The organism is Mucilaginibacter flavus (genome assembly GCF_030409315.1).
Taxonomy (GTDB): domain Bacteria; phylum Bacteroidota; class Bacteroidia; order Sphingobacteriales; family Sphingobacteriaceae; genus Mucilaginibacter; species Mucilaginibacter flavus.
Window position 1 is genome coordinate 99,660 of record NZ_JAUFPS010000014.1, and the last position, 20,404, is coordinate 120,063.

Sequence of the window (20,404 nt, forward strand, 5' to 3'; positions counted from 1 at the left end):
ATTAAAATCCAAAGTGTTTAAGTGCTGTACTCACCACGCCGGTAAGCACAATGTTGCCAATTGCCAACGGGATCAATATTTTCCAGCCCAGGTCCATCAACTGATCGTAACGGAAACGAGGGATTGTCCAGCGTACCCACATAAAGAAGAAGATGAACAGGAATATTTTAGCGAATAATACAACCGTACCAATCAGCGGACCGATTGCCGGGCCTACATGCGCGGTAACCCAATCCATACCCGGGTAGTTGTAACCACCCCAATACAGGGTAGCCATTACTGCCGATGAAATGAACATGTTGATATACTCGGCAAACAGGTAAAACCCTAATTTCATGGAAGAGTACTCGGTATGATAACCACCCACCAATTCGGTTTCGCACTCGGGCAAGTCAAATGGCGTACGGTTGGTTTCAGCAAATGCGCAAACGATGAATAGGATAAAGCCCAGTGGCTGGCGGATCACGTTCCAATTAGCACCATGCTGCTGCTCGGCAATTTCTTTTAAACTTAAAGTACCGGTTAACATCAGCAAAGCGATGATGGATAAGCCCATCGAAATTTCATAGCTGATATTTTGCGATGCCGCGCGAATAGCACCTAATAATGAGTATTTATTGTTTGAAGCCCAGCCGCCAATCATTACACCGTAAACACCTAATGATACAACGCCAAAAATGTATAATACACCTACGTTAATATCGGTTACCTGTAAATCAATGGTATGACCGCCAACTACCATTTTTTGTCCCCATGGAATAACTGCCGAACCTATACAGGCCGTTAGTATAGCCAAACAAGGACCTACGATGAATAAAAACGGAGTAGCGTTGGTAGGGATGATCTCTTCTTTTAAAAACATTTTGCCACCATCGGCCAGGGGCTGTAAAATACCCCATGGACCGGCACGGTTAGGACCTATCCTATCCTGGAAAAACGCGGCAATTTTACGCTCGGCATAGGTTGAGTACATGGCCACAACCAAACTGATCAGGAATATGATAACGATCAGTACAATCCTAAATATTAAATCGGTTCCCATTATAATCGTGTATCCCTTTCAAATTGTTCTTTATTCGCTTCCAGAAGTACCGGGTTTGTTTTAACAACCGGCAGCGGTGTAAACTCATAGTGGTTTGCGCTGATTACCGATTTATGCGATATTTTGCGTGGGCCTTCAATTACCCAATCGGCAGTTTTCTTTGTTTCAAAACGGCAGGTGTTGCAGATAAATTCTTCAACCTCGCCATAAACATCTTTACGGCCGGTTACCCTGATCACATCTTCACCTTTGTACCATAAGGTTGTTTTACCGCAGCATTTATCGCAATCACGGTGCGCGTCAACCGGTTTGGTAAACCATACACGATTTTTAAAGCGGAAAGTTTTATCGGTTAACGCACCAACAGGGCAAACATCAATCACGTTACCAGAAAAATCGTTATCAACAGCTTTGGTAATGTAAGTTGAGATCTCTGAATGATCGCCCCTGTTCAGGATACCGTGTAAACGGGTGTTGGTGATCTGATCGGCAGTGAAAACACAACGATAGCAAAGGATGCAACGCGTCATGTGCAGCTGAATTTTATCGCCAATGTCGATTTTCTCGAATGTACGGCGATCAAATTCGTAACGGGTTTTAGCAGCACCGTGCTCAAAGCCTAAATCCTGTAAATGACATTCACCAGCCTGGTCACATACCGGGCAATCCAGCGGGTGGTTGATCAGCAACATTTCAACAATACCTTTACGTGCTTCAAGCACTTCGGGCGATGTAATATTTTGCACTTCCATGCCATCCATTACACCGGTACGGCAAGATGCTACCAGTTTAGGCATAGGGCGTGGGTCTTTTTCAGATCCTTTGGTTACCTTAACCAAACAGGTACGGCATTTACCACCGCTGCCTTCCAGCTTGGAGTAATAGCACATAGCAGGCGGAACAATATCGCCACCTATCTGCCTCGCGGCATTAAGTATGCTTGTTCCTGGTTCTACTTCAACGGGTATTCCGTCTATGGTTACTTTCATCGACATTTATATATAACGTCCTTGTATAAACTCTAAATTCTAAATTCTAATTTCTAAACCCTAAAGTTTAGAAGCTTGTCGTTGTATACAACGATCTTCATTTCATTCCGTCATTGCGAGGAACGAAGCAATCTCTAAACTTTACAGGGCAACCCTGCTATTTTGGGGATTGCTTCGTTCCTCGCAATGACGCGGGGTTTTAGTATTATGCTAAAACTTCTGGTTTCGGCAACGGATCGGCATAATGAGCTAACCCGAAATTCCTAACAGTGGCTTCCGCTCCGTGCGTTACGTGCCATTCAAATTCATCTCTGAAGTGGCGGATCGCGCTGGCAACTGGCCACGCTGCCGCGTCACCTAACGGGCAAATGGTATTTCCTTCAATTTTTTTAGATACATCAACCAACAGGTCCATGTCGCTCATACGGCCATGTCCATGCTCTAAACGGTGTAATACTTTTTCCATCCATCCGGTACCTTCACGGCAAGGCGAACATTGTCCGCAGCTTTCGTGATGATAAAAACGGGTAAAGTTCCAGGTATTACGCACAATGCACTGGTCTTCATCATACGCTATAAAACCGCCAGATCCCATCATGGTACCGCTTACAAAACCGCCATCGCTTAATGACTCATAGCTCATGAGGCGAGGTTCGTTGTTGATGGTTTTCATGAACAGGTTAGCAGGTAAAATTGGCACCGATGAACCGCCGGCTACAACCGCTTTTAAGCGTTTGCCATTGGCAATACCACCGCAATATTCGTCTGAGTATAAAAATTCTTCAACCGGTAAGCCCAGGTCAATTTCATATACACCCGGTTTCTTTACGTTACCACCAGCCGAGATCAGCTTAGTACCTGTACTTCTGCCGATACCAATTTTCGCGTACTCTTCGCCACCTTCGTTAATGATAGGTACGACAGCAGCAATTGACTCAACATTGTTTACCACTGTTGGGCAACCATACAAGCCGGCAATAGCCGGGAATGGCGGTTTAATACGCGGGTTACCACGTTTGCCCTCTAATGACTCTAACAAGGCGGTTTCTTCACCGCAGATGTAAGCACCACCACCTGGTTGTACATACAACTCCAGGTCGTAACCTGTGCCTAATATATTTTTACCTAAAAATCCTTTTGCTTTTGCTTCCGCGATGGCTCTTTCCAATATGCGGATCTGCGGCATCATTTCGCCACGTACGTAGATGTATGATGTTTTGGCACCCAACGCGAAACTGGCTACTATCATCCCCTCAATTAATAAGTGAGGGATATAAGTCATCAAATAACGGTCTTTAAAAGTACCGGGTTCAGATTCATCGGCGTTGCAAACCAGGTAGCGCGCCACACCTTCTGGCTTAGCCAAAAAGCTCCACTTCATCCCGGTTGGGAAACCCGCACCACCACGACCACGTAAACCCGATTTCTTAACCTCTTCAACAATCTCTTCGGGTGTCATTTTCAATGCTTTCTCAACAGAAGCATAGCCACCTTTTGAGCGGTAAACATCAAATGTGTTGATGCCGGGTACGTTTATATGTTCTAAAAGTAATTTGCGACCCATGTGTTTAATTTCTAAACTCTAAAAGGTAAAATTCTATTTTTTAAATTATCTAAAACCTAAGTTCTAAATCCTAAACTCTAAAAAGCCGGAACAAAGTTCCTTTGATTATCGGGGATTGCTTAGTACCTCACAATGACGGGGTGAAACAGTCCTTGATCCTTTGTCCTTCCGTCCTTAGTCCTTCTTCTTCCTTAAATCGCCTATCAGTTTTTCAACTGAGCTTTCGGTTAAGTTTTCGTAAAAAGTATACTCGGGGCCAATTTGTAAAACAGGGCCAAAACCGCAGGCTGCAAGGCATTCAACACCTCTCCAGCTAAATAAGCCGTCGGTGGTAACTTCGCCTTCAGCTACACCTAAAGTTTTTTCAATATGATCCATTATTTTATCGGCACCAACCACGCCACAAGGGCCGGTACGGCAAACCTCTAAAACATATTTACCGCTTGGTTTAAGCAGGTACATGGTATAAAATGTAGCTACTTCATAAACCTCTATCGGTTGTATTTTTAAAAACGCGGCAACCTGGTCCATCGCGTTAGGGCTAACCCAGCCAAACTCGGCCTGTACATAATGCAGGATAGGCAACAACGCCGATTTTTGTTTACCCTCTGGATAGCGGGTAACAGCGTCGGCCATTTTATTCAGCAGTTCCGGGCTAAACTCTACCGAAACCTGAGCATCTTCAACTCTAAGCATCTAACTCTCCGGCTATAACGTTTAAACTACTCATATTAATAATCGCGTCTGATAACAACATACCGCGGCTCATTGGCGCATACATCTGGTAATTGATAAAGCTTGGTCTGCGGAAATGCAAACGGTAAGGGCTGCGCCCGCCATCATTCACCAGGTAAAAACCCAATTCGCCATTGGCACCTTCAACCGAATGATAAACCTCGGTGTTAGGGGTTGGAATTTCGCCCATCACAATTTTAAAGTGATAGATTAAAGCTTCCATGTTATTATAAACTTCTTCTTTTGGAGGCAGGTAAAACTCAGGCACATCGGCGTGGAAAATATCCGATGGCTCTTTTTCCAATTTTGCCAGGGCCTGTTCAATCAGGCGCAGGCTTTGCCACATTTCTTCGTTACGTACCAAAAAGCGGCTGTAAACATCGCCATTGGTCCCAACCGGCACCTCAAATTCAAAATCTTCGTATGATGAGTATGGGTTCATAGCCCTTACATCATAATCAACACCGGCGGCGCGCAATAAAGGGCCTGTCCAGCTATAAGCTAAAGCATCCTCGGCAGTAACAGCAGCCACATCTTTTGTTCTGTCAACAAAAATGCGGTTACGATTAAACAGCGATTCAAACTCTTTTAATGTTTTAGGGAAATCAACCAAAAACTTACGCAGTTTGGCAAAAGCGATGGTATTGAAGTTACGCTCAAAACCTCCTATACGGCCAATATTGGTTGTTAAACGGCTACCGCAAACCTCTTCATAAATTTCGTAGATGGCCTCACGGAACTCCATCATGTACAGGAAGCCCGTAAAAGCGCCAGTATCTACGCCTAATACACCGTTACATACAATATGATCGGCAATACGGGCAAGTTCCATCACAATTACACGCAGGTAATCCACACGTTTTGGCGTGGTGATGCCCAAAAGCTTTTCTACCGTCATGTGCCAGCCCATGTTATTGATTGGCGATGAGCAATAGTTTAACCTATCTGTAAGTGGGGTGATCTGGTAAAAAGGGCGGTGCTCGGCAATTTTTTCAAACGCGCGGTGAATGTACCCTATGGTTGATACGCCGCTTACAATTCTTTCGCCATCCAGCTGCAGCACGTTTTGAAACACACCATGGGTTGCAGGGTGGGTTGGGCCGAGGTTTAAGGTCGAAAGCTCGCTTTGCGGATCGTTATCTGTATATACAGGATGGTTTTGCATCAGTATAAATTATTATTTATTAGAGTCGAGAACCGGGAATCAAGAGATAGTTACAGTTGTATTTCGTTTTATTTATTTCTTGACTCTTGATTCTTATATCTTGATTCTATATATATGTTATCTTCCGAAAAAGTAATCTTTCTTATCAACGCGGTTAGGGTCTTCCAGCGGAAATTCCTTACGCATCGGGAAAGCTGTCATATCATCAACGTTTAAAATACGGCGCAAATCCGGGTGACCATCGAAGATCACACCAAAAAAGTCGTAAGTTTCACGTTCCATCCAGTTAGCTCCTTCCCAAAGTACAGTAGCTGTTGGGATGTGTACATCACCATCAACCAAAAATACTTTAATGCGGATGCGGGTATTGGTTGTTAAGCTGTGCAAGTGGTAGACAATACCAATTTGCTTTTCCTGCTCAGGGTAGTGTATGCCGGTAATATCTGTTAAAAATATAAAGCGAAGAGCGCCGTCAGTTTTCAAAAAAGTTAACAGGTCGATGATCTGCTCGCGGCTCGTTTCTACCGTAAGCAAACCGTAAGGTTCGCCAACAAGAGTAACCTGCTCGCCAAATTTCTCGTCGATTCTTTTTAAAAGCTCTTCGTTAGGGATAGTGGCCATTATTGGATTCCGTATTTAGCTAATAATTCCTGGTATTTAGGCTCGTTTCTTCTGCGCAGGGTTTCGGTTTTCACCAACTCCTGGATGTTCATAAAGCCATCAATGATAGCTTCCGGGCGCGGAGGACAACCAGGAACATAAACATCCACCGGGATAACTTCATCAATGCCTTGCAAAACAGAATAGGTATCAAATATACCACCGCTTGACGCGCATGCGCCTACAGCCATAACCCAACGGGGCTCGGCCATTTGCAGGTATACCTGACGAAGTACAGGTGCCATTTTTTTGGCGATAGTACCCATAACCATCAGCAAATCGGCCTGGCGTGGCGAAAAGCTCAAACGCTCGGCACCAAAACGGGAAAGATCATAGTGAGAGGCCATTGTTGCCATAAATTCGATGCCGCAGCATGAAGTGGCGAAAGGCAAGGGCCATAATGAGTTAGCGCGGGCAAGTCCAACCGCTTTATCAAGTGAGGTAGCAAAAAAGCCGGAACCTTCAACCCCTAAAGGGGCATTTACTATTTGAATATCACTCATTGAATAATGTTAATAGAAAACATGCCTTTGATGACAGGTAACGAGCGCAAATTTAGTTAAATAACGATGTAAAAGGTACACTATGCGCAGCCAAGGATATATTTAGAATGAATCTAAACTTAATCCCAGTCTAACGCGCCTTTTTTAATAACGTAGATAAAACCTAATAAAAGGGTAGCCATAAAGATGAACATTTCTACCATTCCTTGTTCGCCCATTGCTTTGAAATTTACAGCCCACGGGTACATGAATATAACCTCCACATCAAAAAGCACAAACAAAATAGCAACCAGGAAGTACTTGATAGAGATGGGAGTACGGGCGTTACCAACAACCTCGATGCCCGATTCAAAAGGCGTTAGTTTATCTTTTGTTTTACGTTTAGGGCCTATTTTGTGTGTTACAAACATAGTAGTAACTACAAACCCTATTGCAACCAGCATTTGAAAAATGATGGGCAAATAATTGATGGGTAAACTCTGTTCCATGGATGCAAATATAGTAGAAAGAATCAAGAATTTAGAGTCAAGAATCAAGAGGCAAGAATCAAGATAAAACTTCTTTTAGTTGAGCAGCTTTATATTGATTGCATTCAATATCCTTTTACGAAAAGGACTACCGGAAGCCATATTTAAAACAAAAAAAGAGCCAAGACTCAGAGAAACGCATTTCTCCAGTCTTGACTCTTGATTCTTGATTCTAAAAAAGACTATTTGCCTTTAGCAGCACCACCGCCTTTGCGGGCAAAGAAAGCGATAACCTGTTTATTGGTTGGATCGTTGTCTTTTGCTTTGGTGTAAAAATCTGTTGCTTTGGCTAAATCCTTCTCTTTAAACTCGGCGAAGGTACCCAGGTAAACATAAGATTCAGCAAGGTTCTTTTTAGTTTTATCATCCGGTGAGCCTTTAGCATTGGCTACCTCGATATATTTTTCATAAAAAGGTTTAGCGTAACCTACAATGTTGTTACGGTCTTTATCTTTCAATTCGTTAACCCTTGCGCGATAAATGTAACCATCGGCAGTTGAAGGGCTTTTTTGAGTTACATATGAGAAAGCAGAATCTGCACGTGCAATTACTGAATCGGCACCTGGTTTTTTCTCGTCATAACCGTAGTAGTAGCTAACACCTTCGTAAAAGTAATCTAACAATTTAACGTTACGACCACTTTTTTGAGTTACCAATTTGTAAGCATCACCAGCCTGGATATATTTCTTTTGACCAAACAGCGATTTAGCGATCTCGCCGTAAACATCAGTTTGGGTTGAATCCATTGCAAGCGCTTTTCTTAAAGTATTGATACCTACAGAATCCTGGTTTGATTTCATCTGGATTCTACCCAGGTATAAGTAATCACGTGGCAATATCCTTTTAGGATCTGCTTTGGTTATCCAGGTATTCATCGCGGTTGATGCAGCAGGGTAATCTTTATTCTCATAAGCCGCATAAGCTAAATAGCGATATGCCCTTAAGTTTGAATTGGATGTTTTTGCAAGATCAGCGGCAACAGTTTGCAGTTCCTGGTATTGACCTGCACTGATCAGGAAGTCGGCATAACGCATTTGCGACTCTGGCGAAAGATCTGTTAAGCTCAGGTATTTTTTATACTCTTCAACGGCTTGCTTGATTTTTACAGATGCCATTTTAGGATCGGCAGTTGCCCAACGGTTGTCGGTTTCTGCCCATTCGCGGTAAGCCGGACCGTAGTTAGGGTCGATAGCTAAAGCGTCCTGGAATTGTTTTTCAGAATCCTCAAAGTTATTGGCATATTTCCATAAAACGCCGGTGGCTACCTTAGCCGCTGGGTTTTTAGGATCGATGGTTGAAGCATCTGAGTAAGCCTGGTAAGCTTCGTTACTTTTAATTTGTGAAGCAAAGGCGTCACCTAAAGTAATCAAAAGCTCAACATCTTTAGGAGCTACAACTTTACCTTTTTGCAAAACAGCAATGGCCGCGCTTGCATCATCAACAGATACTTTGCCATCGGTAGTTACCGGTAACAGGTAGGCCTTACCAACATAAGTGTATGGATCGCCGCTTTTGCCTGCAAGGGCAACCGCCTGGTTAAAGTTGGTTGTAGCGCCAGCTTTATCTTTGTTTAAACGGGCAACCGCTCCTAAACCTGCATAATTTAAGCCCGATTTTGGATTTACAGCAATACCTTTATCAAAAGCAGTTTTAGCCGAATCGGCGTAATCCTGTTTAATGTATACCCAGCCCAGGTAAAAGAAATTCTCGTCCTTAGTGCTCTGAGTCACTGTAAGGTTTTTGAGCATCGATTTGGCTTTTTGATATTGTTCGGCGTCAATAGCTTTTTTGGCGTCGGCAAGACTCTGCGCAAAAACTGATGAACCTATAAATACCAGTCCTAATGATGCCGTAGCTATTTTACTGATTATTTTCATCTTATTTAGTTATAATTTACTTCTTACGTTAATTTCTCTTGGTGGCATATTATCAGGCAATAAACCCGATCTTAATATGATTCGCTGCCCTACATCACCAGCTATAAAATTGGCAAATCCCATTGCTAAGCCCGATTTACTTGAACAGTCAACAATATATAATCCCCTGCTTAAAGGGTACTGTTTTAAGACAAGTGTTTCCTGCGAAGGTTTAAAATACTGGTCGGGATACTTTTTATTAGCTTCATCCTTAACGCCTACAATTTTAATATTATCTACGTAGGAGGCATAATCTTTATCCGGATCTACCAGCCAGCTGTAACCTGTAATACCCAAGGCCCCGGGATGTTCGCTCACATACTTTAGTACCTCTTTGTTAGATTTAAGCGCGTAAATATTTTTTTGCTTAAATTCCTTATTACCCGATAACTCTTTCAAATATCTTACCAAACTTGAATTGGGGTTATCAAAAACTATAGTTTTATTAGGATCACCCACTCCGTTAAGCATCTTTTTTAACTCCCCAACAGAGGTAAGGGTATCCTTTGAACTCTTATTTACAATAAGTGTTACCGCGTCAATAGCAAAGCGTAATACCTTAACATCTAATGAACGCCTTTTAATCACATTAATTTCGGCTGTATCCAAATCTCGCGATAGTATGGCTACCCTCACGCTATCGTTCAACAGTAAATTCACAGCATGGTTTTCTGTAAGGTATGATACTTCGGGATCGGCTTTAGGATATCTGCTTTTAAAAATATACATCTCCTGCCCTACTATTGGTGCAAACGAATCATCAACAGCAAATTTCACTTTACCAGATGTAAAATCATCTGTGCCAAGATCCTTTACAGGTTTTTGATCACAAGCTTGTAAAGTAGCTATTACACCCAATGCCAGAAACGCGTATTTTAACTTATTCATCGTCTTCATCTTCCTTGTCGTACTGATCTTTTTTGAACAATCTTGAAAACCTTAAACCCGCGTAAACGATAATAAAGGCCCCAAAAAGAATACGTTGATATGGCTGTAAGGATAATTGAAGCTTATCCCAAAACATGATCATTAATCCAAAAGCTACAAAGCAAATGAATACGGTAGCTCCTATAATAAGCAAAAACCGCCTTTTGGGCGATTTTTGCTTATTTCTAAAATTTGTTGACATTATCTTAATTGTCTCCAGCTAAGGTAAAGCTTACTGGTACGCTATATTGTACGCGTACCGGACGGCCGTTTTGGATACCTGGCTTCCATTTTGGTGAAGATTTCAAAGCGCGGATCGCTTCGGCATCAGTACCCTGGCTAAGGCTTCTTGAAACCTTAATATCAGTTAATGAACCATCACGTTCCACAACGAAGGTAAGGATTACACGACCTTGGGTACCGTTTTCACGGTCAACAGCAGGGTAACGGATAGTTTTACCTAAGTATCTTCCAAAAGCCTCAACACCCCCCGGAAACTCCGGTAAGTTTTCAACTGATGCAAAGATCTTATTAGGATCTTCCTCAACTACTTGTTTAATATCTGAGTTACCTACCGGCTCATCAATTCTGATTTCCTGGTTAGGATCACCTTTTTGATCTTTTTGTCCCGGATCTGCTACAGCAAGTTCCTTAACGGTTGGTGGATCTTTCTCCTTAACCTCGTTATCTGGTTTTACAACCGGAGGCGGGAAACGCACCTGGTCCACTTTTGGTTTTGGTGGTTCTGGTGGCGGCGGAGGTGGTTTTTTGGTTTGATCCACCGGTGGCGGCGGTAACAGAACAACGTCTGTTATCTTTACTTTTTCATCAGCTTTTGGAACCAACCCTTTCAGTTTGTTAATTATAGTAGGCAAAGAAATGATAAACACAAACACTATAATGGCAATTACAAGTGCCCTGTTAGTGTTTTTTGAATTATCCTTTCTCAGTTCATAAGCACCGTATGCTTTATTCCTGCTATTAAAAACAACGTCGATCCATTTCTGATCTAATATGTCTAATTTTGATCCAAACATTTTTGTCAGGCTTTAATGTTAGTTAACGTTATTTATTATTTCTTGGTATCGTTGTACAGATTTTCTCTCTTCAACAGTTCAATTTCTGGTGCTGTGATATCAACAATACCGTACATCTGTATATTGGTGATGTTCATTTCATCCAATACGCTAACCACGTTTTTGTATTTTGACTTGTCACTTGGTTTTATTACAACAAAAATAGTTTTACCGGTTTTGTCCTGCACTTCTTTACTTTTTTCAACAAGTAATTTGCGCAAGCCATCTTTGCCGTAGTTGATAACTTCTGGTGCCGATTTGCCTGGTTCGCCAAGATACCACTCCAATTTATCATCACTACCTAACAACAGGGTTAATGAACGTGAAGCGGCAATAGGCAACTGATCTTTGGTTTTCTCATCCTTATCAGGCATTGCAAGGTCCATCGCTTTAGGCTTGGCCAATGTGGTGGTCATGATAAAGAAAGTAATTAATAAGAAAGCCAGATCCACCATCGCGGTTAAATCTATACGGGTTGATTGCTTTTTACTGCGTACCTTACCGCCTTTATGTTTGCCTCCCCCGGAGGTGTCTAATTCTGCCATGATTCCTTATTTTGATTTAGGGGCAGGTCCACCGCCACTAACTGAGGTTATTAAACTAAACTTATTAAGTTTTTGCTTTTGCAAAATCCCAATAACATCCTTTATAACAGGGTAGTCTTCCTTGCTATCGCCTTTTATAGCTACACGCATTTGTACGTTGTGCAATGCAGCGGTAGCTTTACGGGCTTCACGTATCCAGTTAAAAAGCTCATTAGTTACAGAGTCTCTTGGGATACCAGGCTGAGCGAAGGTTTTCTTTTGCTCTGATGATAGCGCAAGGAACTGATGCATGTTGGCAATCGGTACTCCAAATGATTCTACACTTGAAAACTTTTTCAGCTCTTCTGGTGTAAATGTCTGTTTGTAAATAGCCCCAACTTGCTCTAAGGTAGCTTTACGAAGATCCGTTCCTTCAATACCGAAGAAAGCTTTATTGCTGCCTACAGTTACTGTAGCAAAATTTTCATCAGGAACAGGTATTTGAATAGAAGACCTTGGCACATCGATTGGAACCGGATCATCGGTTCTTGGTTTTGCAGTTAATATAAAGAAAGTTAACAACAGGAATGCCACATCGCACATGGCGGTCATGTCAATTGCTGTACTCTTTCTTGGAACTTTTATCCTTGCCATATTAAAAATCTTTTAAAAATATATAGTGTAATGAATTAAAATCTCTGCCTTTACAATTGTGCTTAAGGCAGAAGCACTAATATATTTTTATTTGTTTTTGTGTGATGACGCAAATGTTTGAACAATGCTGAAACCGGTTTCGTCAATAGCGTAAGTCAGTTTATCAATTTTTGATGTAAATACGTTGTACATGATAATTGAGATAGCTGAAGTACTGATACCTAAAGCTGTGTTGATCAAAGCTTCAGAGATGTGTGACGAAAGCTCAGAAGGGTTTGGAGCACCTGCGGCAGCTAACGTAGAGAATGCACCAATCATACCGATTACCGTACCTAACAAACCGGTTAATGTACCGATAGATACTAATGTAGCGATGATGGTTAAGTTTTGCTCTAACATAGGCATTTCTAAAGCTGTAGCTTCTTCGATGTCTTTTTGGATAGCTAATGTTTTTTGGTCAACGTCAAGGTTTGGTTCAGCTTCCATTTCAGCATATTTTTTCAACGCCGATTTGATAACTGCTGCTACAGAACCTTTTTGTTTATCGCACTCAGCTGATGCTGCGTTGATGTTGCCAGCGTTTAAAGAAGCCTGTACTTTTCTAACGAAAGAATCAACGCTTCCTGTACCTGATGCTTTACCGATAACTACGAAACGCTCGATAGAGAACACGATAACCATTAACAGGAAAGACATGATCATTGGCACGATAACACCACCTTTGTGTACAGTACCGAAGATATCTGCAGGCGTACCGTTAGCAGAAGTATCGCCGCCTTTAAAGTGGCTTGGATCGCCCAGGATGAAAATAAATATGCAGATTGCTACTATAATACAAATTGGAATAGTTAAAGAAGCAAACATGCCAGATGCACTTGAGCTTTCTTTTTTAACAGGAGTAGTTGGTTTTGTTGGAGCGTTTGCCATTACTTTTAATTTTTAGTTTTTAGTTTTTGTTTATATTATAAGTTAGTTAAATGTGCATGTTTTGCGAATAACAAAAATAGAATTTTCTTTAAATAAAAAAATCATTTATATTATTCTTTACAATTTTTTAATACCAAATTACATTTTGTTTGCAATTGGATATAGATAACGCAACAATGTTAATTTATTGTGTGTTACCACAACAATTATTTGCAATGAAAACCATTTTTTTTAACATTATCAAGCAATACTAATAAAATTTATGCGACTATTCTGTTACAATAACTTTTAGCTTTATATTTATTATGCCTGTAACGCCAAACAAAATTGGCCCGGTTTATATGTTTTGGTGTATAATTTACGCTTAGTATTGGCTTAAATGGCAGTTTGCCCGGCAATTAGCCTATAAAATTAACCGCCTGCCTTTTTTGCCTTAAAACCATCGGTTTGCAGCAAGGTTAATATTTTATCCCTAAAATCGCCCTGGATCAATATTTCGCCGTCTTTTACCGAACCACCTACCCCACATTTTGTTTTTAACTTTTTGCCTATGGTTTCCAAATCGGCATCGGTACCAATAAAGCCGGTAACCCGGGTTACCAGCTTGCTGCCACCTTTCCTATCCAGGTATATTTTTAAGTTTTGCTGTTGCGGCGGTAATGTTTCAGCGGCATCGTTCCCGTTTTCCTGGTATGCAAAATCCGGATCGGTTGAATAAACTACGCCTGTAAAATTCTTTTTAGCCATAATAGTATGTTTTAATAGCCGGGACCTACAATTATTTTTAATGAACCAGGTATTATATTGATATTTAAATTGGCCTGCATTATTTGCGGTTCGCCATCCAGGTGAATTGGCCCTTCTGTTTCACGGAACACCTTTATTTGCTTACCCCTGATGATCTCAATATATTTTGAACCTTCAATGGTTTTAAGCATCAGCCTTGTGCCAATCTCGGGCAGACGCCATACGGGAAATTTACGGATGATACATACATCTAATAAACCATCCTGCACAGATGCGTTGGGCGATATATGCACATCATTACCCCATTGTGATGAATTGGCTATACTAACTATAAAAGCTTCGCGCTCATACATCTTTCCGTCAATTTCAATGCGGTAACGCTGCGGTTTATAACTGGCTATTTCCTGCATGGTTGATTTGATATAGGTTAAAAACCCCCGCTTTTTGCCGTGCGAAAACACTTCGGCTATGTGCGCGTCAAAACCCATACCTGCCATATTAAAAAATGGCTGCCCATTCATCTGGCCAGAATCGATAGATTCTACTTTATAAGCGCTCAATGCCTTAATTGAATCGGCAGTATTCATCGGGATACTTAAAAACCGGGCTAAACCATTGCCCGATCCAAACGGAACCACGCCCAATGCTGTACTGCTGCCAACTATAGCCGATGCTATTTCATTAACCGTACCATCGCCCCCTACCGCTACTACCTCATCATATTTACCGGCCGCTTCAGCAGCTATTTGCTTAGCGTGCGAAACCCCGTCGGTAAATATCACATCATAATCAAATACTTTTTTATCAAGGTTCTGATCAATCAAATCCGGCACACCGTCCTTCTTCTTCCCGCCCGATATAGGGTTTATTATAAATAGTGCTCTACGTTTCAACTATCTGGTATTATTTAAAGTATCAAAAGTAAATGTATTTTCGGCTTTGTGAAATTTGTTTTATTTTTGCCACCCGAAAGTGGAATGATTTAACTACCCGGCAACCGCCGGTACCGGATTGCAACCACGTAAAAAAGTGCTAAAACCAATGCTTCTTTTTACTAAGTTCCATCTTTAAATCTCCTCTTTATTGTTTTACGTTAATTGTATAAAAAATTTATATGCCATATTTATTTACTTCCGAATCCGTATCGGAAGGTCACCCGGATAAAGTTGCCGACCAGATCTCAGACGCGCTGATTGATCATTTTTTAGCATTCGACCCTAATTCAAAAGTTGCCTGCGAAACCCTGGTAACTACCGGGCAGGTAATTTTGGCGGGCGAAGTAAAATCAAAGGCCTATTTAGATGTTCAAAAAATTGCCCGCGAGGTAATCAACAAAATTGGTTACACCAAAGGCGAGTATATGTTTGATGGCAGTTCATGCGGCGTGCTATCGGCCATCCACGAGCAATCGCCGGATATTAACCAGGGCGTTGAGCGTAAAGCACCAGAAGAACAAGGCGCCGGCGACCAGGGTATGATGTTTGGCTACGCTACTGCCGAAACGGAAAACTATATGCCATTGGCCCTGGATATCGCCCATGCTTTATTAATAGAGCTTGCCGCTATCCGTCGCGAAAACACCGAGATCAAATACCTGCGCCCGGATGCAAAATCACAAGTTACTTTAGAGTATGATGACGACAATACCCCACAACGTATTGATGCCATTGTAATATCAACCCAACACGATGATTTTGATGAAGAAGCTGCAATGCTTGCTAAAATAAGCGCCGATATCATCAGCATACTTATCCCTCGCGTTAAAGCTAAATATCCAAAATACGCGCACTTCTTTAACGATCAAATCAAATATCACATTAATCCAACCGGCAAATTTGTTATTGGCGGTCCGCATGGCGATACTGGCTTAACCGGTCGTAAAATTATTGTGGATACTTATGGTGGCAAAGGGGCACACGGTGGTGGCGCGTTTTCTGGTAAAGATCCTTCAAAAGTTGATCGCTCTGCCGCATATGCAACCCGTCACATCGCTAAAAACCTGGTAGCTGCCGGCGTTTGTACCGAAGTATTGGTACAGGTATCATACGCAATTGGTGTTGCACAACCTATGGGTATTTACGTAAACACCTATGGCACTGCCAAAATTGACCTGCATGATGGCGCTATTGCAGCCAAAGTGGAAGAGGTGTTTAACATGACTCCATACGCTATTGAAACCCGTTTTAAATTGCGCAACCCTATTTATAGCGAAACCGCTGCTTACGGCCACTTTGGTAAACCAAGCGAAACCGTAACCAAAACATTCATTGCCCACGATGGCAGCGAACTAAAACGCGAAGTTGAACTGTTTACCTGGGAAAAATTAGACTACGTAGATAAAGTAAAAACAGCCTTCGGTTTATAAGAGCAAGGACTTTTAGAATAAGGAATAAAGATAAAAAGCGATCGGTTTTAGGGCCGGTCGCTTTTTTTGTGTAGTGCTCAGATGTTCTGCACAGAGACGTAACTATGCGTCTCTACTAAAATCTTATTCCTCTTCTTCCTCGCTCGCTTCCTCCAATACACCTTCAGCTTGTTTAAAATTGCTTTTTACAAAATGGCACCATTGGCATTCTTTTTTGCCGCAGCCAGTATTAAAATCATGGGCCATTATTTTGGCATAAGTTTCGGTGATCTGTTCCGTTACCAGTTCAATATCTGCCGGACTAATCACATATTTTTGCTTGTAATACTCGCCGTCGTTTACCGGTTCAACAAAATCAAAAACGGTATCAATTACCTCCCAATCGTTGGTACGGTCACGGTCTACCAATATTTTGTAAAACACACCCTGGCGCCAGTAATCGCCGCCTTGCGGAGCATCAAACGTTGGGCTTTGCAGTTTGTCTTTGGCGTTTTTTACTTTACCGGTTTTGTAGTCAACTACGGTAACCTGCTTGCCGTCGAACTCCATTTTGTCAAGGTTTCCTTTTATGGGTACGCCGTTTACCTCGATGTTTTTAATGGCCTTTTCAGTTACGGCTACTTTATTCCAGCCGTTTACGTTTTGCTCATAGTATGGGGGCAATATCTTTTCGCCGTAGGCTAAGCGGCGTTTGTATTCATCCTTAGTAAACGAGTCACGGTTGCGGGCCATGTACCATTTAAACTCGTTCATGAATTGCTCGGTCGATAAAAATTCGTTATCATTTTCTTTGAGCAAACGATAAGTTTTATTCAAAGCCCAGTGTACGGCCTGACCAAAGGTGGCCGAAGGACTTTTGCCCGATGGCACCCTGATTAAACACTGAAAATAAAAACGCAGCGGGCAATCCAGGTAATTATTTAAATGCGTTACCGATAGCGTATAGTTTTGCAGCAGCTGACTGATGTAGTTGGTATCTAACAGCTCTACCTTTGGCTTTTCGGTTTCGCTAAACTGGGTAGCTATAAAGCCAATCATGGCATCGGGCATAATTTTTGGATATTGCAGCTCGGTAGCGGTGCTGGCCAATATCTCACCGATGAATTGCGTGGCTTCATTGTCTTTCCCCTTTTTATCCTTACCTGCGTAAGATATCATGAGGTTTTGCTTGGCACGGGTAACGGCCACATAAAACAGGCGGCGGGCTTCTTCTTTTTGGGCAATATCATCAGATGATGCCTGGGTTAAGGTATCGGGCAAACTAAAGCCATTGTTGCGGCCTTTGCTATCCCAGGTACGTTTATCACAGCCAATGAAAAATACATGTTCAAATTCAAGGCCTTTTGAGCCGTGAGCAGTTAAAAAGTTAACGCCGTTATCGCTGTAGATAATTTTATTAAGGTCGAGCCGGATGCCGTTCTTTTTCATCAGATCAATAGTGGCAATTAGGTCCGATAATTTGATATCCGGGTTTTTGCGACTTTCGTCCTTCAAAAAGTCGAAGAAACTGGTGAGCATCTGCATGTAGCCACCTTTATCAGTTTGCTGCATAATGTATTTGAGGATGCCCGTTTTGGCGATAACATCCTGAAAAAAATATTGCACCGTAACATTCACCGCCGATTTTAACAGCTCATCTAAATTATAAATGAGGTATTTCATTTCGGTGTACTTATCCTGCGCGAAAAGGTCGGGTTGGGTAGGCACCTTTAGTTCGTGAATATACCTGCGGATGGAGATTTTGCCTTTATCGCGACTATTAGCCGAAAAGTTCTCCTGCGATACCGCTATGCTGGCCTTCGCTATCTCGATAGGCGCAATGTTGAAGAAATCGTAATGTAATATCTCAAACAACAACTCATCGCCGCTGTAAGGCGAATCGAGCTCCATTTCAAGGTAACGCAATATGTTGATGATCTTTTCACCAAAAGGCTGTGTAAGGATATCAATTTTACGCTTGGTATTTATGGCTATCTTTTGCACCTCCAGGTATTGGATCATTTCTTCAACCTGGCTGTGGTTACGGTAAATTACCGCTATTTCGCCCGGCTCGGTACCATTATCAACCAGGTTTTTAATTTGCGCCGATACATCAACCAGCTCCTGTTCCGGATTTTCATATTCGCGGATCACCGGCTCAACAGGCATTTGAGCGAAGCGCGGGTGCGATGCGCGCAAATCTTTATCAAGCTTTAGCTGCGTAGTTAAACGTTCAAAGTTATTATTGATGAGCGCTTTGGAGATATCGAGAATATGCTGGTTTGAACGGTAGTTGTGCTTTAGCACCACGGTGTGCAACGTGCTCACATAATCATTGGCAAAATCGAGGATGTTTTTCATGTTGGCACCCTGAAATTTAAAGATCGACTGGTCATCATCGCCTACTACAAAAACGTTGGGTACCTCCCAGTAGTTTAGCAAAAAGCGTAACAGTTCGTTTTGCGATCCGCTGGTATCCTGAAACTCATCTACCAAAATATACTGGTACCGCTCCTGGTACTTGCGTAAAATTTCTTCGTTATCCCTAAATGCGCGCAACACCCAAATGATCATGTCGTCATAATCATAGCGGCCACGGGCTTTCATTTTTACATCGTAGTTCTGGTATTCGTGTACGGCAGCCAGCAGCTTTTTCATCAGGTCGTGCGCAGCATCAATGTCTTTTTGTTTTGGGTCGCCTACTTTAATACCGGTTTTAGAGTTGGCTCGTTTGTAGGTAAACTCCTCGCGGTTGGGGATATCATCAAGATATGCCTGCACGGCCTGTTCAATCATCTCCATGTTCCAGTTTTCGCGTTTCATGGTGCTGAACAGGTCTTTAAGGCGTTTGGTATCATAATACACATCGCCGGTAAAGCGCTTGAGCAAATGATCATTATCAAACTCATCAACCAGCTCGCGGAACAGCATAGCCGATTCCAGATCGGACAAGGCCTCCAAATTCAACTTGCCAAAATACTCCAGGTTTTCCTGGATGATATCATTACAAAAGGCATGGAAAGTATATATGTTAATGCGGTAAGCATCCGGACCAATAAATTCAAAAAGGCGCTTGCGCATGGCCACCGCGCCGGCATCGGTATAAGTTAAGCACAGGATTTCGTTGGGCAGGGCATCGGTATCGGTTAATATTTTACCTATCCGGGCAGCCAGGATCTGGGTTTTACCCGTACCCGGACCGGCCACCACCAACACCGGGCCATCCATTGTATTTACAGCAGCCAGTTGCTCGGGGTTTAATCCCGCCAAAGCTGCCTGAAATTTTTCGTTGTATTTATTAAACGCGGAATTTTGCATAGATAGTAAAATTACGAAAAGCACTGAAATATTGCCGTTGGTAAAATCTGCTGATACGATAATTAAAACTCCCGCGAACTGTATTTGATGGAGTGGATTATTTAAATCTTAAGATTTCGTATTCGCAATACCTGAATTTTATTAAATTTGTGAAAAGGGCCAATTATATGCGCACATCTCAAATACGAAAACAACTGCATGATTATATTGAAACTGCAGAAGGCAACAAGCTTAAAGCGATATATACCTTACTACAAGATGAGATTTCTGATGGCTATGAACTCACTAAAGTACAAAGAGATGAGTTAGACAGAAGATATCACGATCATCAAAATGGAGTTGGCCAATCCTATACTTGGGAAGAAACCTTAGCTATGGCAAAACAAGCTGTGGTAAAATAGTCGCTTATCTTCATGAGTTATGATCTGAAAATTCGCCAGGAGGCTTCGAAGGAGTTTTCAAATGCATTTGCATGGTACGAAGAACAACAACAAGGACTTGGTGCGACTTTTGCAAATGCTATTCAAAGAAAACTAAATCAGATTACCAGATACCCGTATCACTACAAAGCCGACTACAATCAATATCATCAGGCGGTAATAGAGAAATTTCCATTCCTGATAGTTTATACAATAGATGAAAAGTTAAAGCAAATTAATGTAATGGCGATATTTCACACAAGCAGAAATCCCGACAGGAAATTTAGAAAATAAGATACCTTTTACTTACGGTCTCTCAATAAGTAAAACAAAAAAACTCCCTTCGGTAGCAATATGAGCGGCCAAA

At 41.9% G+C, this 20,404-nt stretch carries 21 protein-coding genes; 3 read left to right on the plus strand and 18 right to left on the minus strand.

Annotated features, from left to right (window positions below; genetic code table 11):
- Position 1: 1 nt before the first annotated feature.
- The 17 genes from nuoH to QWZ17_RS05085 all read right to left on the minus strand — a co-directional run bounded on the left by nuoH (position 2) and on the right by QWZ17_RS05085 (position 14,849).
- Positions 2–1,042 carry an NADH-quinone oxidoreductase subunit NuoH gene (gene nuoH, locus QWZ17_RS05005; protein ID WP_290303897.1) on the minus strand — a complete coding sequence of 347 codons (1,041 nt, stop codon included), beginning with the start codon at positions 1,040–1,042 and terminating at the stop codon, positions 2–4.
- On the minus strand, positions 1,042–2,031 hold the full coding sequence (locus tag QWZ17_RS05010) for an NADH-quinone oxidoreductase subunit G (RefSeq protein WP_435404575.1): 990 nt from the start codon (positions 2,029–2,031) through the stop codon (positions 1,042–1,044). Before QWZ17_RS05010 ends, nuoH begins: the two co-directional genes overlap by 1 nt.
- A gap of 205 nt (positions 2,032–2,236) precedes the next feature.
- Positions 2,237–3,595, minus strand: coding sequence for an NADH-quinone oxidoreductase subunit NuoF (nuoF, locus tag QWZ17_RS05015; protein WP_290303900.1), 1,359 nt, complete (start codon positions 3,593–3,595; stop codon positions 2,237–2,239).
- A gap of 174 nt (positions 3,596–3,769) precedes the next feature.
- Positions 3,770–4,291 (minus strand): NADH-quinone oxidoreductase subunit NuoE family protein, encoded by a 522-nt coding sequence (locus tag QWZ17_RS05020; protein WP_290303901.1) that lies wholly within the window; start codon positions 4,289–4,291, stop codon positions 3,770–3,772.
- Positions 4,284–5,495 (minus strand): NADH-quinone oxidoreductase subunit D, encoded by a 1,212-nt coding sequence (locus tag QWZ17_RS05025; RefSeq protein ID WP_290303902.1) that lies wholly within the window; start codon positions 5,493–5,495, stop codon positions 4,284–4,286. The genes QWZ17_RS05020 and QWZ17_RS05025 overlap by 8 nt, the downstream gene beginning before the upstream one ends.
- 117 nt (positions 5,496–5,612) lie before the next feature.
- Complete coding sequence (locus QWZ17_RS05030; protein WP_290303903.1) at positions 5,613–6,116, minus strand: NADH-quinone oxidoreductase subunit C; 504 nt, start codon at positions 6,114–6,116, stop codon at positions 5,613–5,615.
- Positions 6,116–6,658, minus strand: coding sequence for an NADH-quinone oxidoreductase subunit B (locus QWZ17_RS05035; protein WP_290303904.1), 543 nt, complete (start codon positions 6,656–6,658; stop codon positions 6,116–6,118). Before QWZ17_RS05035 ends, QWZ17_RS05030 begins: the two co-directional genes overlap by 1 nt.
- A gap of 119 nt (positions 6,659–6,777) precedes the next feature.
- Positions 6,778–7,146 (minus strand): NADH-quinone oxidoreductase subunit A, encoded by a 369-nt coding sequence (locus QWZ17_RS05040; protein ID WP_290303905.1) that lies wholly within the window; start codon positions 7,144–7,146, stop codon positions 6,778–6,780.
- A 221-nt stretch (positions 7,147–7,367) separates the two neighbouring features.
- On the minus strand, positions 7,368–9,062 hold the full coding sequence (locus tag QWZ17_RS05045; protein WP_290303906.1) for a tetratricopeptide repeat protein: 1,695 nt from the start codon (positions 9,060–9,062) through the stop codon (positions 7,368–7,370).
- Positions 9,063–9,071: 9 nt separating this feature from the next.
- Positions 9,072–9,989, minus strand: a complete 918-nt coding sequence (locus tag QWZ17_RS05050) for a PstS family phosphate ABC transporter substrate-binding protein (RefSeq protein WP_290303907.1) — start codon at positions 9,987–9,989, stop codon at positions 9,072–9,074.
- A complete protein-coding gene (locus tag QWZ17_RS05055; RefSeq protein WP_290303908.1) occupies positions 9,982–10,230 on the minus strand; it encodes a hypothetical protein in 249 nt (82 codons plus the stop codon). Before QWZ17_RS05055 ends, QWZ17_RS05050 begins: the two co-directional genes overlap by 8 nt.
- A gap of 4 nt (positions 10,231–10,234) precedes the next feature.
- The gene (locus QWZ17_RS05060) at positions 10,235–11,065 is read right to left on the minus strand and encodes an energy transducer TonB (RefSeq protein WP_290303909.1); all 831 of its coding nucleotides are present in this window, start codon (positions 11,063–11,065) and stop codon (positions 10,235–10,237) included.
- A 35-nt stretch (positions 11,066–11,100) separates the two neighbouring features.
- Entirely contained in the window at positions 11,101–11,649 is a 549-nt protein-coding gene (locus QWZ17_RS05065; RefSeq protein WP_290303910.1) for an ExbD/TolR family protein, read from the minus strand.
- Between the two features lie 6 nt (positions 11,650–11,655).
- Positions 11,656–12,282, minus strand: a complete 627-nt coding sequence (locus tag QWZ17_RS05070; protein WP_290303911.1) for an ExbD/TolR family protein — start codon at positions 12,280–12,282, stop codon at positions 11,656–11,658.
- Positions 12,283–12,369: 87 nt separating this feature from the next.
- On the minus strand, positions 12,370–13,209 hold the full coding sequence (locus tag QWZ17_RS05075; RefSeq protein WP_290303912.1) for a MotA/TolQ/ExbB proton channel family protein: 840 nt from the start codon (positions 13,207–13,209) through the stop codon (positions 12,370–12,372).
- Positions 13,210–13,620: 411 nt separating this feature from the next.
- The gene (locus QWZ17_RS05080) at positions 13,621–13,956 is read right to left on the minus strand and encodes a translation initiation factor (protein WP_290303913.1); all 336 of its coding nucleotides are present in this window, start codon (positions 13,954–13,956) and stop codon (positions 13,621–13,623) included.
- A gap of 11 nt (positions 13,957–13,967) precedes the next feature.
- Entirely contained in the window at positions 13,968–14,849 is an 882-nt protein-coding gene (locus tag QWZ17_RS05085; RefSeq protein WP_290303914.1) for a diacylglycerol/lipid kinase family protein, read from the minus strand.
- Positions 14,850–15,070: 221 nt separating this feature from the next.
- Between QWZ17_RS05085 and metK the strand changes: the two genes are divergently transcribed.
- Positions 15,071–16,321: a methionine adenosyltransferase gene (metK, locus tag QWZ17_RS05090; protein ID WP_290303915.1), complete on the plus strand. Its 1,251-nt coding sequence runs from the start codon at positions 15,071–15,073 to the stop codon at positions 16,319–16,321.
- 123 nt (positions 16,322–16,444) lie between these two features.
- Here the strand turns inward: metK and QWZ17_RS05095 are convergent, their stop codons facing one another.
- Positions 16,445–19,618 carry an ATP-dependent helicase gene (locus QWZ17_RS05095; RefSeq protein ID WP_290303916.1) on the minus strand — a complete coding sequence of 1,058 codons (3,174 nt, stop codon included), beginning with the start codon at positions 19,616–19,618 and terminating at the stop codon, positions 16,445–16,447.
- Between the two features lie 167 nt (positions 19,619–19,785).
- Between QWZ17_RS05095 and QWZ17_RS05100 the strand changes: the two genes are divergently transcribed.
- Together QWZ17_RS05100 and QWZ17_RS05105 are read left to right on the plus strand one after the other, a co-directional pair.
- Positions 19,786–20,019 carry an addiction module protein gene (locus tag QWZ17_RS05100; RefSeq protein WP_290303917.1) on the plus strand — a complete coding sequence of 78 codons (234 nt, stop codon included), beginning with the start codon at positions 19,786–19,788 and terminating at the stop codon, positions 20,017–20,019.
- A gap of 12 nt (positions 20,020–20,031) precedes the next feature.
- Positions 20,032–20,331, plus strand: coding sequence for a type II toxin-antitoxin system RelE/ParE family toxin (locus QWZ17_RS05105; RefSeq protein WP_290303918.1), 300 nt, complete (start codon positions 20,032–20,034; stop codon positions 20,329–20,331).
- The last annotated feature ends 73 nt before the right edge of the window (positions 20,332–20,404 follow it).